Here is a 16,073-nt window from a genome sequence, read left to right as displayed (position 1 = left end):
AAACTCCAATAGACAAATAAATTAAGAGGGATGTTATTTAATTAAATATAAAATTATTTAGATACTTATATTTTTATTTATTAATTCTGCACTAAGTAATTCAATTTTAATTATTAACATCTTGAATATTGAATGAATAAGAAAACCTGTATGTTAAGCAGATTTTCTTATTCTAAATTTTATTTCTTACGCATGGCGACGTTCAAAATCAGCCATAAAGTCAACTAATGCTTGAACACCTTCCAATGGCATTGCGTTATAAATTGAAGCACGCATACCACCTGATACACGGTGACCTTTTAATGCGACTAAACCTTGCGCTTCTGCCTCTTTTAGGAATACAGAATCCAACTCAGGAGAAGACATTTGGAAAGGTACATTCATTAGTGAACGATTCTCTGTGGCAACACGATTGATATAGAAATCACTATTATCAATTGCACTATAAATAAGCGCTGCTTTTTCATAGTTACGTTTTGCCATCTCTTGCAAACCACCTTGCTCTTTCAGCCATTTAAAGACCATACCTGATAAATACCAAGCAAAGGTAGGTGGTGTATTAAACATGGAATCATTTTCAGCAAGCACAGTGTAATCAAACACGGAAGGCGTTTCTTTACGCGCTTTACCTAATAGATCTTCACGAATAATGACAATCGTTAAACCCGCAGGACCAATATTCTTTTGTGCACCCGCGTAGATAACACCAAAACGGCTAACATCTATCGGTTGAGATAAAATAGAAGATGAATAGTCAGCAATAACAATTTTGCTGTCATCAAAATCTGGCTCTTCATGAATGGCAATACCATCAATGGTTTCATTTGGGCAATAATGCACATAAGCAGCATCAGCACTTAATTGCCACTCTTTCATTGGCTTAACGCCAATTTTGCCATCAATTTCTGTTTTAATTTTAATGATATTCGGCGAACAATATTTTTCAGCTTCTTCGGCTGCACTTTTAGCCCAATAACCACCATCAATATAATCAGCGCTTGCTTTATCGCCTAATAAATTGAGAGGTAAAGCAGCAAAATGGCCACGAGCACCACCGTGGCAAAAAAGAATTTTATAGTTTTCTGGCACATTGAGAAGATCGCGAAGATCTTGTTCTGCCTGATGAGCAACCTCAAGAAACTCTTTACTGCGGTGGCTAATTTCCATAACCGAACGCCCAAGTTCATGCCAGTTGCATAATTCTAATTCTGCACGACGAAGGACTTCTGCCGGTAACATAGCCGGACCTGCACTAAAGTTATATACCTGACTCATTCAAATTCACCCTATCTGAATATGTTTTTACAAAATGACCTTTATCGGTTGTATCATTCCCGTTAAATTGGCGCAATGATTATTGTGAACTAACGCATAATATGCAGAGCATAAAAATAATGGTTAGGAGTGTTTTATGTCGGGGAGTGTAAATAAAAAAGAAGAAGCGAGCTGGGGAATGCTTCTTCATGGAAAAAATAGTCTAAAATCGCTCGCTTTGGCAGGAGGTGTCGCATTACATGCAATTAATGTCTATATTACGATCACAACGCTACCTTCAATTGTACGTGATATTGGTGGGCTTAATTTATATGCATGGAACACCACTGTTTTTATTCTGGCTTCAATTCTCTCTTCTGCATTAACTTCTCGATTACTGAGCGTACTTGCACCCCGCAATAGTTATCTTTTTGCCACAATTTGCTTTTTAGCAGGTTCTGTTATTTGTGCGACAGCACCCTCAATGCAGATATTACTTTTAGGGCGATTTATTCAAGGAGCTGGCGGAGGAATGTTGCTGGCTCTTGCTTACTCTTTAGTTCGGGTCATGTTTCCTCAACCACTTTGGTCTAGAGCCATGGCATTAATGTCTAGCATGTGGGGAATATCAACACTATTAGGCCCTGCGCTAGGTGGAATATTTGCTGAATATGATGTTTGGCGCGGTGCATTTTGGTCTATTTTATTTGTAGGTATTCCTTACGCTATTTTATTATTTACTATTCTTCCTACCGAAAATAATGCTGATAATATCGTCGCGAAAACCCCATTACCTTATCAGCAGCTTATTTTATTAATGCTTGCTGTATTATCTATTTCTATTGGTAGTCTTTATAACGTTATTTTATATAACGCCTTATCCTTTATATTTGCTTTTATCTTTATTCTCCTGTTAGTCAATATTGATAAAAAATCAAATGATGGCTTATTTCCTAGAGGGACATTTTCTTTTTCTGCACCGTTAGCACCCATATATCTCACAATGGCTTTATTAGGGATTAGTGTACAAACAGAAGTCTTTGTGCCCTATTTCTTGCAAATTATCCATAATGTTACCCCACTACTTTCAGGTTATTTAGCGGCATTGGTTGGTGCGGGTTGGTCTTTCTCTGCCATTGTGTCTTCATCAAGTAAACAATCTACTGCACAGCGGTTAATGCGTTTTGGCCCAATGATTAATTTTTCAGCCATTGTGATCCTCGGTTTATTTATCTCTAATGTTTTAACCGTACCTTATGGGCAGATTATCATTATTTGTATCGCTCTCTTTTTTACAGGTGCCGGAATTGGTATGGCATGGCCTCATTATTTAACCCGTGTTTTACACGTTTCTCAGGGACAAGAAGCTCAAAAAGCGGCAACATCCATTACCACTATTCAATTGTTTTCAACAGCTGTCGGTGCATCTATTTCAGGGACTGTGGTTAATATGGCAGGGTTAACAGATCCAGGAGGTATTCTTGGCGCGCAAAATGCTGCACATTGGCTGTTTATTGTGTTTGCTTTTACGCCGTTTGTGGCGTTTTTTACAGCGAAAGTTGTGGTATCTAGCGCTAAAAAGAATCAATGAATATGATGTGATTTTTAATATAACAAAGCCTCACGAATGAGGCCTTGTTATTATTTAGACTTGTTTAACTTAATACTTTTCAAAGTTTTCTTGAATTTTTGCAGGATCTTGAGTTTCAGTCAGTGATAACTGTAATAACACTCTCGCTTTTTGTGGATTTAAGCGCTCTGACGCAATAAAGCCATATTTTGCATCATCCACTTCACCATTTTGGGTGGTAAATCCTACTGGCACACGGCTTGCACGAACCACTGCAACACCTTTTTTCGCGCCATCAGCTAAGGTATTAAAAATATCAGTATATAAGTTACCGTTACCCACACCTGCACTAACAATACCTTTGTAGCCATTATCAATAAAGGCTTTTGCTGGTAAATCAGACGCATTGGAGTAGTTATAAACAATACCAACTTTTGGCAATTCGGTTAGTTTGCTCACATCAAATGCGGCTTTATCTGCACGAGGTAATGCCGCAGTATAATAATGAACCTTACCGTTATGCACATAACCTTGAGCACCTGCGTTAACAGGCTGGAATGCTTGTACTTCAGTAGTATTCATTTTAACAACGTCTTTACCACTAATCACCGCGTTATTCATAGTGACTAACACACCACGATTTTCAGAGGCTTTATCACTGGCAATCACAACCGCATTAAATAAGTTTAAAGGGCCTTCAGCGCCTAATGCCGTAGCAGGACGCATTGCACCTACCATTACAACAGGTTTTTTACAAGCAGTTGTTAAATCAAGAAAATAAGCTGTTTCCTCCATGGTATCAGTACCATGTGTTATCACGAACCCGTCGGTTTTACCGCAATCTTCATTAATTTTTTTAGCGAGTTTTAACCAAACTTGGTCATTCATATCTTGAGAACCGATATTAACGACTTGCTCACCTTTTAAATTAGCCACTTGCTTCGCTTCAGGCACTGCATTGATCAACACATCAATGCCTAATTTACCTGCCGTATAGCTAGACTGTGTTGCTGAATCACCGCCGCCTGCAATCGTTCCACCTGTTGCAAGAATAGTGACATTAGGCAAAGCGAAAACAGAACCACTGATTACAGCTAACAAACTGGCAAGCAATGTTTTCTTCATCATTTTTTTCGATCCCTTATGAATTAATAAATAAATCTAATTATGATGATTTTTAATTATCAATTCCGTGATAAATCAAACGAATTTATTAAAAAAACTCATATATCAAATAAATAATGAGGCTTCTATATAGTTGGTTATTTTTCGACATAAGAAATCGTTAGTGCATTACAGGGGATTTCAGTATCATGTGCCCCCTAACTATCACCAGCAAAATATTGATGAAACCTGCCATGTCACAAACATTTATTCCTGGCAAAGATGCCGCACTGGAAGATTCTATCGCTAGCTTTCAGCAAAAATTAACCGACTTAGGATTTAACATTGAAGAAGCTTCATGGTTAAACCCTGTACCAAACGTTTGGTCTGTGCATATTCGCGATAAAGATTGCCCTTTATGTTTTACTAACGGTAAAGGTGCCAGCAAAAAGGCGGCATTAGCCTCTGCTCTAGGCGAATACTTTGAACGTCTTTCAACCAATTATTTCTTCTCTGATTTCTGGTTAGGTGCTGATATTGCAGAAGGTGAATTTGTTCATTATCCAAGTGAAAAATGGTTCCCACTAACAGAAGATGATTCTGTTCCCGCTGGCTTATTAGATGCGCGTTTACGCGAATTTTATGATCCAGAAGGTGAGTTATGTGGTAGTGAGTTAGTTGATTTACAATCAAGTAATCATGATCGCGGAATCTGTGCTCTGCCATTTATACGTCAATCTGATGAAAAACCTGTTTATATTCCTGTAAACATTATTGCTAATTTATATGCTTCTAATGGCATGTCAGCGGGAAATACAAAGAATGAAGCACGAGTTCAAGGGCTTTCTGAAGTTTTTGAACGTTATGTAAAAAATCGCATTATCACTGAGAGAATTAGCTTACCTGAAATTCCTAAAGAAGTTTTAGCTCGCTACCCTGCTGTTATTGAAGCGATTGAAACATTAGAGCAAGAAGGTTTCCCAATCTTTAGTTTTGATGCCTCTTTAGGCGGTCAATTCCCTGTTATTTGTGTCGTATTATTCAACCCACAAAATGGTACCTGTTTTGCCTCTTTTGGTGCTCACCCTGATTTTGGTGTGGCTTTAGAGCGTACTGTCACTGAATTATTGCAAGGCCGTAGCCTTAAAGATCTCGATGTCTTTAATCCGCCAAGCTTTGATGATGAAGAAGTTGGTGATCATACTAACCTTGAAACACACTTTATTGATTCAAGTGGTTTAATTAGTTGGGATCTATTTAAGAAAGATGCCGATTACGCATTTGTTGACTGGAACTTCAGTGGTACGACAGAAGAAGAGTTCCATACCTTAATGTCACTTTGCCAGCAGTGCGATGCAGAAGTCTATATCATGGACTACTCACACCTAGGTGTTTACGCTTGTCGTATTTTAGTACCGGGCTTATCTGATATTTATCCTGCTGAGGATTTACAATTAGCCAATAACATTATGGGTGTACATTGGCGTGACACCATTCTTTCTCTACCAACGAGCGAAGGCACTAAAGAAGAGTATCTTTCTCTTATTGGTCAATTTGATGAAGATGGTTTAGATGACTTTACACGTATCAGAGAGATGATTGGTATTGCTCCGGGCAAAGATAATGGTTGGAGCCATTTGCGTGTAGGTGAATTAAAATCAATGTTAGCGCTTGCGGGTGGCGATCTTGATCAAGCGCTCGTTTGGGTTGAATGGACTCAAGACTTTAATGCTTCTTTATTTACGCCAGAGCGTCAAAACTATTATCGCTGTTTACACAATCTCTTATTATTACAACAAGAGACTGAGCGTGAACCAGAACAATATATGTACGCATTTTCTCGTATGTATGGCGAAAAAACATTACAAGCAGCCTTAAATGCAATACAAGGCAAACAAGCATTTTACGGATTACAAACTATTGATCCTGATTTAGCTAATTTACCTGTTCATCAGTCATTACTTGCTGCCTATGAGAAATTACAGAAAGCAAAACGTCAATCGACTAAATAAGGCTATTTTGTTTAAGGTTATTTATTAAATAATAATTAACTTTAACTGAATAATAAGCGCGTATTTAAATTGAAACACTCTATTGAAAAGTAGAGTGTTTTATTTTGCTAAAAATAAAATATTGACAGATTTGTCATGTTGACAAATTTGCCATCTGACAAAATTGTCAAAATATGGCAAAAGTGACGATTTAAGGCATTTAATATGACACTATAAATACATATTGAACTTTTACACCAAGAATATTACTTAAATATAGTTTAAATTGCTATTTGTTTAACCAGATCTCAAAAATTAAAAAACCTTATTTTTATAATGGGTATATGTCTGGAGTAATCATTAAAGATTAACCACAAATAAAGTAATGTTTATATTTATGACAAAAGTAAATAAGGCGTTAAATTTAATTTTTAATTCTTAACATGCGGGGTTTAAATAATACTTTATATTTACTTTCTACTTTATTTATCCAGCTAGTCTAAAATTTTTTGATAATTTTTAAAAAATTTTTTCATTTTATTAATCAAATAGTTATAGCCAAAATAGCGGGTTTTTACGCACTAAAAACGGGATTCTAATGAGCGACCATGATCCATATCAATTTTAGAAGTAAGCCCCTTTGCTACTATTATTGCGTGCTATAATTATTCCAACATATAAGAGAGTGTTAGTATGAAAGCTGACAGCCCTTTTAATTTATTATCACCTGCAGATATGGCAAAAGTTGCCGATGATGCATGTTGTTATAAAGCAAATAAACATATTCCAACGACTTACTTATCTGCATTTACCGCGGGTATGTTTATATCAATTGCTTTTGTTTTTTATATTACTGCTACTACAGGTACCGCATCTGTTCCATTTGGGCTGGCTAAATTAGTCGGTGGGATCTGCTTCTCTCTGGGGTTAATGCTCGTCGTCGTTTGTGGCGCTGACTTATTCACCTCTACTGTTCTTACTATTATTCCTAAAGCAACTGGACGTATATCTTGGGGCAAAATGTTTGCAAACTGGATAAATGTCTATCTTGGTAACTTTGTTGGCGCACTCTTTTTTGTCGCCTTAATGTGGTTCGCAGGTCAGCATATGGCAGCGAATGGGCTTTGGGGGCTTAATGTCTTACAAACAGCACAACATAAAGTTGAACACACTTTTATTGAAGCAGTTTGTTTAGGTATTTTAGCTAACTTAATGGTTTGTCTTGCAGTTTGGATGAGCTATGCAGGTCGCACACTAATTGATAAACTCTTTGCATTAATTTTACCTATCGGTATGTTCGTTGCTAGTGGTTTTGAGCACAGTATCGCTAACATGTTCCTTATCCCTTTAGGTATTGTTATTAAGAATTTTGCACCCGCAGAATTCTGGACTAAAGTAGGTGCATCACCCGAACAATTTTCGGATTTAACAGTTTCGAATTTCCTCGCTGACAATTTATTACCTGTCACTATCGGTAACATTATTGGCGGAGCAGTCCTAGTCGGTTTGGTATACTGGTTAATGCATCTGCGTGGCGATAAACATTAATCCACGCAGGTATGACTGATTTCTTAAGTTCCATTGTAAAAAGGTAGAAGTATCATGTCTGATTTAAATGAAAAATTTGCTGAAGCATGGAAAGGTTTTTCTGAAGGTGAATGGCAGAACAATGTTAACGTTCGTGACTTTATCCAAAAAAACTATACTCCATATGAAGGCGACGAATCTTTCCTAGCAGGTTCCACTAAAGCAACTGATACACTTTGGGAACAAGTTATGGAAGGCATCAAAATCGAAAACCGCACGCATGCGCCGGTTGATTTTGATACTTCTGTTGCTTCAACTATCACATCTCACGATGCAGGTTATATCTCTAAAGATTTAGAACAAATCGTAGGTTTACAGACTGATGCACCTCTGAAACGTGCGATCATCCCATTCGGTGGTATCCGTATGGTTGAAAGTTCTTGCCACGCTTACAACCGTGAGCTGGACCCAGAACTGAAAAAAATCTTTACTGATTACCGTAAAACTCACAACCAAGGCGTTTTCGATGTTTATACTCCAGACATCATGAAATGCCGTAAATCTGGTATCTTAACAGGTTTACCAGATGCATATGGTCGTGGCCGTATCATCGGTGACTACCGTCGTGTTGCACTGTATGGTATTGAGTTCCTGCGTAAAGATAAATTTGCCCAATTCACCTCTTTACAAGAAAGAATGGAAAAAGGCGAAGATCTGGAAATGACTATCCAACTGCGTGAAGAAATCGCAGAGCAGCACGCTGCTTTAGGTCAAATCCAAGAAATGGCTGCGAAATACGGTTACGATATTTCTCGCCCAGCGCAAAACGCAAAAGAAGCAGTACAATGGACTTACTTCGGTTACTTAGCCGCTGTTAAATCTCAAAACGGTGCTGCAATGTCATTTGGTCGTGTATCTACTTTCTTAGATATCTACATCCAACGTGATATTGAAGCTGGCTTACTGACAGAAGAACAAGCTCAGGAATTAATTGACCACTTAGTCATGAAATTACGTATGGTTCGTTTCTTACGTACTCCTGAATATGATGAACTGTTCTCTGGTGACCCAATCTGGGCAACAGAATCTTTAGCAGGTATGGGTTTAGATGGCCGTACTCTGGTAACTAAGAATACTTTCCGTTTCTTAAATACCCTGTACACAATGGGTCCATCACCAGAACCAAACATGACCATCCTGTGGTCAGAACAACTGCCTATCAACTTCAAAAAATATGCAGCTAAAGTCTCAATCGATACTTCTTCAATCCAGTACGAAAATGATGACTTAATGCGTCCTGACTTCGACAGCGATGACTATGCAATCGCATGTTGTGTTAGCCCAATGGTTGTTGGTAAACAAATGCAGTTCTTCGGTGCTCGTGCGAACTTAGCGAAAACCTTACTGTATACCATCAATGGTGGTGTTGACGAAAAACTGAAAATCCAAGTAGGTCCAAAACATGCTCCAATCATGGACGAAGTATTAGACTTCGATACTGTGATGAACAAAATGGATCACTTTATGGATTGGTTAGCAACTCAGTACGTAACTGCGCTGAACGTTATCCACTACATGCACGATAAATACAGCTATGAAGCAGCTCTGATGGCACTTCATGATCGTGACGTATATCGTACAATGGCATGTGGTATCGCAGGTCTGTCTGTTGCTGCTGACTCACTGTCTGCAATCAAATATGCAAAAGTTTCTCCAATCCGTGATGAAAACGGCTTAGCAGTTGACTTTAAAATTGATGGCGAATACCCACAATTTGGTAACAACGATTCTCGTGTAGATGACATCGCTTGTGACTTAGTTGAACGTTTCATGAAGAAAATTCAGAAACTGCGTACATACCGTAATGCGGTACCTACACAGTCAATCCTGACTATCACTTCAAACGTTGTTTACGGTAAGAAAACAGGTAATACCCCAGATGGTCGTCGTGCAGGTGCACCATTCGGACCAGGTGCTAACCCAATGCACGGTCGTGACCAAAAAGGTGCGGTAGCTTCTCTGACTTCTGTTGCGAAACTGCCATTTGCTTATGCGAAAGATGGTATTTCTTACACCTTCTCAATCGTACCTAATGCATTAGGTAAAGATGATGATGTTCGTAAAGCAAACCTTGCGGGTCTGATGGATGGTTACTTCCACCACGAAGCGGGCATCGAAGGTGGTCAACACCTGAACGTCAACGTGATGAACCGTGAAATGCTGTTAGAAGCAATGGAAGATCCTGAGAAATATCCTCAGTTAACTATCCGTGTTTCTGGTTATGCAGTTCGCTTTAACTCACTGACTAAAGAGCAACAGCAAGACGTTATCACCCGTACATTTACACAAACAATGTAATAAAGATAACTATATGCATTTATTTACTGAGAAAGTAGATAAAATCGCTTAGAATAAAGGCCCCTACTTTGGGGCCTTTTTATTAGACAGTTTTGGAGTAACCCTGTTATGTCCGTACTTGGTCGTATCCACTCATTTGAATCCTGCGGTACTGTTGACGGTCCCGGAATACGTTTCATTGTTTTCTTTCAAGGATGCCTAATGAGATGCCTCTATTGTCACAACCGTGACACATGGGATACTCATGGTGGGCAAATCGTCACAGTTGATGAACTAATGAAAGAGGCGGTTACCTATCGTCATTTTATGAATGCTTCTGGCGGCGGTGTTACTGCTTCAGGTGGCGAAGCAATTTTGCAAGCAGAGTTTGTACGTGATTGGTTTCGTGCTTGTCAGAAAGAAAATATCCATACCTGCCTAGATACTAATGGCTTTGTTCGTCGTTATGATCCCGTTATTGATGAATTAATGGATGCCACTGACTTAGTGATGCTCGACCTAAAACAAGTCAATGATGAGATCCACCAAAAGCTCGTTGGTGTATCAAACCAGCGTACACTTGAATTCGCACGTTATTTAGCAAAACGAGGCCAAAAAACATGGGTTCGTTATGTAGTTGTACCGGGTTGGTCTGATGATGATGATTCTGCTCATCGTTTAGGCGAATTTATTAAAGATATGAAAAATATCGAAAAAGTAGAACTTCTTCCTTACCACGAACTCGGCAAACATAAATGGGTAGCTTTAGGAGAAGAATACAAGCTAGATGGCATTCATCCACCGTCAAAAGAGACGATGGAAAATGTAAAATCAATTCTTGAATCTTATGGCCATAAAGTGATCTACTAAGCTTTTCTACTTAAGATTAATTTAAGAAGCAGCGCATTAAAGCGCTGCTCTTTTGTTTTTATATAATTAAAAATATTCAAAACAAATAAAGTTATTTTTTAATGAGATGAAGTTAACTTAAATTATTTAAATCATTTTGTATTAATTAAAGAATGTCTGTCCTCACAAGTAAAAATATACATTCTAAGATTATCCTTAACCTATATTAAGTTGAATACAGTTGATTAATAACAAAACAAAAAGATATTATAGAAATCTTATATTTATAAACTAAAGATATTGGGATTAAGGTACAGGAAATGGAACAAGACAATAATTCATCGCTAACAGAGCCTCAAGAGGTATTTACGCCTATTCCTCAAGCACGAGGTGCCTCAGGCGGAGTACGTTGGTTAGGACTGGGATGGGATTTAATAAAAGAACGTTTTTGGATGTGGGTAGGCGTTATTATTATCTACTTTATCGTTAGTCTTATTATATCGACCATTCTTGGATTTATTCCGCTAATAGGTCCAATCATATCACCTTTTATTACTACTGTATTAGCTACAGGCCTTATTGCCATTGCCCATCAGCAATATGAAACCCGACGGATGGACGTTGATAATCTATTCTTTGGTTTTTATAACAAACGCTATCTAAGTATAATGGGCGCTTACGGCATCAGTTTCCTTATTTTGCTGTTTGGGATTATTCTCGCAGTTATTATCTCTGGTGCAGCCATGATGGACGTTATCTATGCAGCTTCTAGTGATTATTCTGAAGAAATTATTGCTGAAATGATGGCAGATAACACATCAGGTTTTACTCTATTTATCATTATTATTGCTATTTTTGGTACAATTAGTACTGCTGCATATTGGTTTGTCCCTGCGTTGGTATTAGTAAACGGTTATAAAGCGCTCCCTGCTGTTAAAGCGAGCCTTTCGGCAGTAAAAATAAATTTAGCGGGTGGATTCTTCTTCTTTATTTTACTGCTATTTATTCTGGTAGTGAGTATTATTCCATTTGGTTTAGGGTTATTAATTACTATTCCTCTTTCTTACACTGCGATGTATGGCTCTTATCGTGACGTTTTTTATCACCATAATGTAGGCAACCAAGGAAATAATGGTGGAAATGGTGGAAATGGAACGATTTCTCTTAATAAAACCGCTGAATCCAATATTGGTAAATTAGTCAGTTAATTCTTAGCATTAGCTTACTTAAATAAAAAAGCAGTAGACCGTAAATCCTACTGCTTTTTATTATCTAGAATACATAGCTTACATCATTAACCCGCAAACGGGTTTTTATTATCATAAGATTTATTATAAAGTGCATCAGATATTAAATAATTATAAATTTCATCAACAATATCAATACCTTCTTTTTCACTTCTTTGTTCTTCTATTTGACTATTCTCACCAGGATAAAGCACTTTCTCCACATGAGGAGCTGGCTTAATTGCATTTAACTCCCCCATAGCCTGTGAGATATGTTCTCTAAATAATGAGGTATCAGTAAAGAAAGCAGGATTAATAACAATATGTAATTGCCCTAGCTCTCGCCCCTGAGTTAAATCGTGATACATCGAACTGACATGTTTACCAAAAGGAAGTCCAAGCAAGATACCGGACAACACATCAACCATCATCATTAAGCCATAGCCTTTAGGCCCAGCAATAGGCAATAAGCCTTTTACTGCGAAGGGATCAGTCGTAGGTTTACCACTTTCATCGACTGCCCAAGTATCGGGAATATCGACATGCCGTGAACGCGCATCGAGTACCTTGCCCCATGCCTGTACGGTTGTCGCCATATCAAATGTAATATGTTTATCACCTACTCCAGGAGCTGAAAAAGCGATAGGATTAGTGCCGTAATAGACTTCTGAGCCGCCAAAAGGAACAACCATAGGATCAGACTGGCACAACGAAATACCTACCATGCCTGCTTGCGATGCTTGTTCAACAAAGTAAGATAGCGCACCACTATGACCAATTCGTCTTACACCAACAACTGCAACTCCCTTCTCTTGTGCCATTTTAATTGCGCGTTCCATTGCGTCTTTCGCTGCAACATGCCCAGCTCCATTATCTCCATCAAATACAGCGCTACATGGTCCCGTTTCAGTATAAGTAAAATCAGGAGCCGTATTTGTACCACCTTTACTGATCCGCTCTGCATAATACTCTACACGAACAGCACCATGAGAATGAATACCTTTGGCATCAGCATGGACTAAGACATCAGCCACCGTATCAGCATGAGACTCACTCAATCCTGCATGATGTAATTTATTTTTTATTAATTGATGTAACTGCTGTTTAGAAACTATCATAGAATATGCTCTTTTGTAGGGTTCTAATTAAATAGAAACGTCATAAAATAACGGGGGTAAATTCGAGTGATAGGTCTAATTTAACAGCATAAATAGGATCTGCCGTGATCGGTTTAACCAATGGCGGATTGCGTTATATTTTTGTTAAATAGTCATTTCTTTATTAAAAACCTTTTTATAATCCCTCTTATAAAAAACAAAAAAGTGGCATAATCTCTTACACCACTCTTTGATACATTAATTTAAAAATAAACTAATTATGGAACAGGAACTGCTTCGCCTTTAAAGGTATCCAAAATAAATTTTTTGGTTTCAGGCGCTTTTAGTTGTGCCATTAATTTAGCAATACGCGGATCGTTTTTATCTTCTTCTCTTATAACAACCACATTGGCAAACTTACTGTTAGCCGCAGGCTCTGTATAAATTACTTCTTTGCTTAAATCTAGCCCAGCATTAATGGCAAAGTGCCCATCAATAGAAGCGACATCTGCTTCACCGTTTTTATAAATTTGTGGCAGCAATGGGCCATCATAGGTGAATAAGAATTTAATATTACGAGGATTTTCTACAATATCATCAATTGTGGAGTCATCAGGATCGATGCCATCACGTAATTTAATTAAGCCCTCATCTTGGAATAGTTTTAATATATGTCCATGTTGTGCCAAGTTATTACTACTAATCATTTTTGCACCGTTAGGTAAATCTTGCAGACTTTTATATTTTTGCGAGAAAAAACGATATGGATGCATATGTACAGCTCCCGCAGAAATTAATTTCCAATCAGGGTGATCTGCTAGTGTTTTATTTAAATAAGGTACATGTTGGAAAAAATTAGCATCTAATTCTTTTTCGGCTAATGCTTGATTGGGAATAATATAATCATTAAAAATTCGAATATCTAACTCTAGCCCTTCTTTTGCTAATTGCGGTTTAACAAATTCTAAAATTTCTGCATGAGGTGTACTTGATGCGCCGATAATTAATTTATTCTCTGATTTTTCATCTGATGGTTTGCAAGCAGAGAGCACTAGACTAATAAGTAGCAGTGATCCCAGTTTTTTAAATACTGTTAGTTTCATTATTGTAACCTTATTTTTTTAAATTTGATTTTTAATTGAATTAATTCTTTAATTAGCGTTTATCTATATTTCTTACAACACTATCTCCTAATAACTGAATGCATAATACAATAAATAAAATCACTAAAGTCGCAGCCCAAACCACATCAAGATGACTGCGTTGGAATCCTTCTAAATAAGCTAAGTTACCTAGTCCACCCGCCCCAATTGCGCCTGCAACTGCGGTTCCACCCACTAAAGAAATCAACGTGACAGTTAAGCCAGAAATAAGTGCAGGTGATGATTCTGGTAATAACACTTTAAATATTAACGTAGGCAAATTAGCGCCCATTGAAAGACTTGCCTCAATAACACCTTTGTCTACTTCACGTAATGCTAATTCAACTAGTCTGGCATAAAAGGCTGCTGCTGAAATCACTAATGCAGGTAACGCTGCATTAACACCTAATATGGTTCCCACAATTAATTTAGTAAAAGGGAACAATAAAATAATTAAAATAATAAAAGGAACGGCTCTAAAAATATTTACAATAAATGAGAGTATTCGATAAATAGAAAGTTGCTCTTTATAACCCTCTTTTGCTGTTAAAAATAATGCCACGCCAATTAAGATCCCTAATAAGCAGGATAATGCACCAGAAACCAGTGTCATATATAATGTATTTAATGTTTCTTCACCGAGTACATTGAGTTTTAAATGAGGTAAATAGCTATTAAACCAACTTTGTATTTCATCCATATCACACGACCGCTATATCAAATTTATTATTCTCAAGATATTGGATGATTTCATCCGATTTATTATTTAGCTGTAAATAAATAAACCCGTTTTCTTGTGAAAAACTGCCCTTTATTAAATTAACTGGTTCATTAAATTTAGAAATTAAATCATAAAGTAAATAGTCATATTTTTTACCCTCTTGCAGTAACAGTTTTATTACTGTGCTTTGCTGCTTTATATTCTCAATATCATCACTGTTATCTGTTACATGTACTGATTGTGATAAAAACTGTTGTGTCACTTTATGTTTTGGTTGGTTAAATATTTTTACTACTTCGCCTTGTTCAATTATTTTTCCTTGCTCAATAACGGCTACTTTATTGCATATCGCTTTTACAACTTGCATTTCATGCGTGATCAACACAATCGTAATATTCATTTTTTGATTAATTTCAGCGAGTAGTGCTAAAATTGTTTGTGTTGTTTTTGGATCTAATGCAGATGTTGCTTCATCACATAATAAAACATCAGGATTATTTGCCAGCGCTCTAGCAATACCAACACGTTGTTTTTGCCCACCACTTAATGTTGATGGATATTCATCAGCTTTATCAGCAAGCCCAACTAACTTCATTAATTCACTCGCACGCTGAAAACGTTGCTTCTTATCTAACCCTGAAATTTCAAGTGGGAATTCAATATTCTCTCTAACGGTGCGTGACCATAGCAAATTGAAATGTTGAAAGATCATACCAATTGAGTGGCGGATTTTACGGATCTCACGTTCACTACTGGTAGTAATGTTGTATTTACCAACAATCACTTCTCCTTTTGTTACAGGCTCTAAGCGATTCAATAAACGAATTAAGCTACTTTTCCCAGCACCGCTATAACCAATGATGCCAAAGATATCTCCCTGCTCAATATTCAAATTAATATCATCAACAGCAATAGTTTGCTTTTTCCCTCGCTGATAAATTTTGCTGACATTTTTTAGTGTTATCATTTTAATCAACTCACCTATTAAATAGAAATCTAGACGGCTAAACATCTAGAAATCCAAGTTAATGTCAATATGAGAAATTGTCAAGCAAGGAATGAAAAAGAGATAAACAAAAAAGACATACCTTAGAATTAAATTATTTTTGATACGCTCTTTATTGAGATTTAACTCTGATGAAATAAAATATTGTGGATTTAATGACTTATAAAAAACAAATAAATAGCGTTAAATATTTACTACAGTTAATAAAAAACCCCCGGCCTAAGCAGGGGGTTAAATTATTAATACTCA

12 protein-coding genes are annotated in these 16,073 nt (G+C 37.1%); 6 read left to right on the top strand and 6 right to left on the bottom strand.

The genetic code is table 11. The features are described from left to right. Window positions 1-186 precede the first annotated feature (186 nt). Window positions 187-1,275, bottom strand: a complete 1,089-nt coding sequence (gene serC / locus ACNART_RS07355) for a 3-phosphoserine/phosphohydroxythreonine transaminase (protein WP_368927107.1) — start codon at window positions 1,273-1,275, stop codon at window positions 187-189. A gap of 136 nt (window positions 1,276-1,411) precedes the next feature. Between serC and ACNART_RS07350 the strand changes: the two genes are divergently transcribed. Further along, entirely contained in the window at window positions 1,412-2,845 is a 1,434-nt protein-coding gene (locus tag ACNART_RS07350; RefSeq protein ID WP_198632275.1) for an MFS transporter, read from the top strand. A gap of 69 nt (window positions 2,846-2,914) precedes the next feature. Here ACNART_RS07350 and ansB read toward each other — a convergent pair whose 3' ends face one another. Then, window positions 2,915-3,952 carry an L-asparaginase 2 gene (gene ansB, locus ACNART_RS07345; protein WP_416303488.1) on the bottom strand — a complete coding sequence of 346 codons (1,038 nt, stop codon included), beginning with the start codon at window positions 3,950-3,952 and terminating at the stop codon, window positions 2,915-2,917. Between the two features lie 230 nt (window positions 3,953-4,182). Here ansB and ycaO point away from each other — a divergent pair, with 230 nt between their 5' ends. From ycaO to ACNART_RS07320, 5 genes are all read left to right on the top strand, one after another. Continuing rightward, complete coding sequence (gene ycaO / locus ACNART_RS07340; RefSeq protein WP_198620528.1) at window positions 4,183-5,940, top strand: 30S ribosomal protein S12 methylthiotransferase accessory factor YcaO; 1,758 nt, start codon at window positions 4,183-4,185, stop codon at window positions 5,938-5,940. A gap of 672 nt (window positions 5,941-6,612) precedes the next feature. Continuing rightward, on the top strand, window positions 6,613-7,467 hold the full coding sequence (gene focA / locus ACNART_RS07335; RefSeq protein ID WP_100159566.1) for a formate transporter FocA: 855 nt from the start codon (window positions 6,613-6,615) through the stop codon (window positions 7,465-7,467). 54 nt (window positions 7,468-7,521) lie between these two features. Further along, window positions 7,522-9,804 carry a formate C-acetyltransferase gene (gene pflB / locus ACNART_RS07330; RefSeq protein WP_311748494.1) on the top strand — a complete coding sequence of 761 codons (2,283 nt, stop codon included), beginning with the start codon at window positions 7,522-7,524 and terminating at the stop codon, window positions 9,802-9,804. 108 nt (window positions 9,805-9,912) lie between these two features. Beyond that, window positions 9,913-10,653, top strand: a complete 741-nt coding sequence (gene pflA / locus ACNART_RS07325) for a pyruvate formate lyase 1-activating protein (RefSeq protein WP_023581312.1) — start codon at window positions 9,913-9,915, stop codon at window positions 10,651-10,653. Window positions 10,654-10,952: 299 nt separating this feature from the next. Further along, a complete protein-coding gene (locus ACNART_RS07320) occupies window positions 10,953-11,840 on the top strand; it encodes a BPSS1780 family membrane protein (RefSeq protein ID WP_349443161.1) in 888 nt (295 codons plus the stop codon). A gap of 86 nt (window positions 11,841-11,926) precedes the next feature. Here ACNART_RS07320 and allD read toward each other — a convergent pair whose 3' ends face one another. From allD to ACNART_RS07300, 4 genes are all read right to left on the bottom strand, one after another. After that, window positions 11,927-12,976 carry an ureidoglycolate dehydrogenase gene (gene allD, locus ACNART_RS07315; RefSeq protein WP_416303487.1) on the bottom strand — a complete coding sequence of 350 codons (1,050 nt, stop codon included), beginning with the start codon at window positions 12,974-12,976 and terminating at the stop codon, window positions 11,927-11,929. A 257-nt stretch (window positions 12,977-13,233) separates the two neighbouring features. Then, on the bottom strand, window positions 13,234-14,058 hold the full coding sequence (locus tag ACNART_RS07310; RefSeq protein ID WP_198626163.1) for a MetQ/NlpA family ABC transporter substrate-binding protein: 825 nt from the start codon (window positions 14,056-14,058) through the stop codon (window positions 13,234-13,236). 52 nt (window positions 14,059-14,110) lie between these two features. After that, complete coding sequence (locus ACNART_RS07305) at window positions 14,111-14,797, bottom strand: methionine ABC transporter permease (protein WP_198620496.1); 687 nt, start codon at window positions 14,795-14,797, stop codon at window positions 14,111-14,113. A 1-nt stretch (window position 14,798) separates the two neighbouring features. Next, window positions 14,799-15,785, bottom strand: coding sequence for a methionine ABC transporter ATP-binding protein (locus ACNART_RS07300; RefSeq protein ID WP_198632272.1), 987 nt, complete (start codon window positions 15,783-15,785; stop codon window positions 14,799-14,801). Window positions 15,786-16,073 lie beyond the last annotated feature (288 nt).

Source organism: Proteus sp. LHD240705, from assembly GCF_047921555.1.
GTDB lineage: Bacteria > Pseudomonadota > Gammaproteobacteria > Enterobacterales > Enterobacteriaceae > Proteus.
This window is presented reverse-complemented; position numbering and strand designations above follow the sequence as displayed.

Excerpts from the sequence above, each read along its gene's own strand:
- ansB (WP_416303488.1), bottom strand. The coding sequence starts at position 3,952 with ATGATGAAGAAAACATTGCTTGCCAGTTTGTTAGCTGTAATCAGTGGT.
- serC (WP_368927107.1), bottom strand. The coding sequence starts at position 1,275 with ATGAGTCAGGTATATAACTTTAGTGCAGGTCCGGCTATGTTACCGGCA.
- pflA (WP_023581312.1), top strand. The coding sequence starts at position 9,913 with ATGTCCGTACTTGGTCGTATCCACTCATTTGAATCCTGCGGTACTGTT.
- focA (WP_100159566.1), top strand. The coding sequence starts at position 6,613 with ATGAAAGCTGACAGCCCTTTTAATTTATTATCACCTGCAGATATGGCA.
- ACNART_RS07300 (WP_198632272.1), bottom strand. The coding sequence starts at position 15,785 with ATGATAACACTAAAAAATGTCAGCAAAATTTATCAGCGAGGGAAAAAG.
- ACNART_RS07320 (WP_349443161.1), top strand. The coding sequence starts at position 10,953 with ATGGAACAAGACAATAATTCATCGCTAACAGAGCCTCAAGAGGTATTT.
- ACNART_RS07310 (WP_198626163.1), bottom strand. The coding sequence starts at position 14,058 with ATGAAACTAACAGTATTTAAAAAACTGGGATCACTGCTACTTATTAGT.
- ycaO (WP_198620528.1), top strand. The coding sequence starts at position 4,183 with ATGTCACAAACATTTATTCCTGGCAAAGATGCCGCACTGGAAGATTCT.
- allD (WP_416303487.1), bottom strand. The coding sequence starts at position 12,976 with ATGATAGTTTCTAAACAGCAGTTACATCAATTAATAAAAAATAAATTA.
- ACNART_RS07305 (WP_198620496.1), bottom strand. The coding sequence starts at position 14,797 with ATGGATGAAATACAAAGTTGGTTTAATAGCTATTTACCTCATTTAAAA.
- pflB (WP_311748494.1), top strand. The coding sequence starts at position 7,522 with ATGTCTGATTTAAATGAAAAATTTGCTGAAGCATGGAAAGGTTTTTCT.
- ACNART_RS07350 (WP_198632275.1), top strand. The coding sequence starts at position 1,412 with ATGTCGGGGAGTGTAAATAAAAAAGAAGAAGCGAGCTGGGGAATGCTT.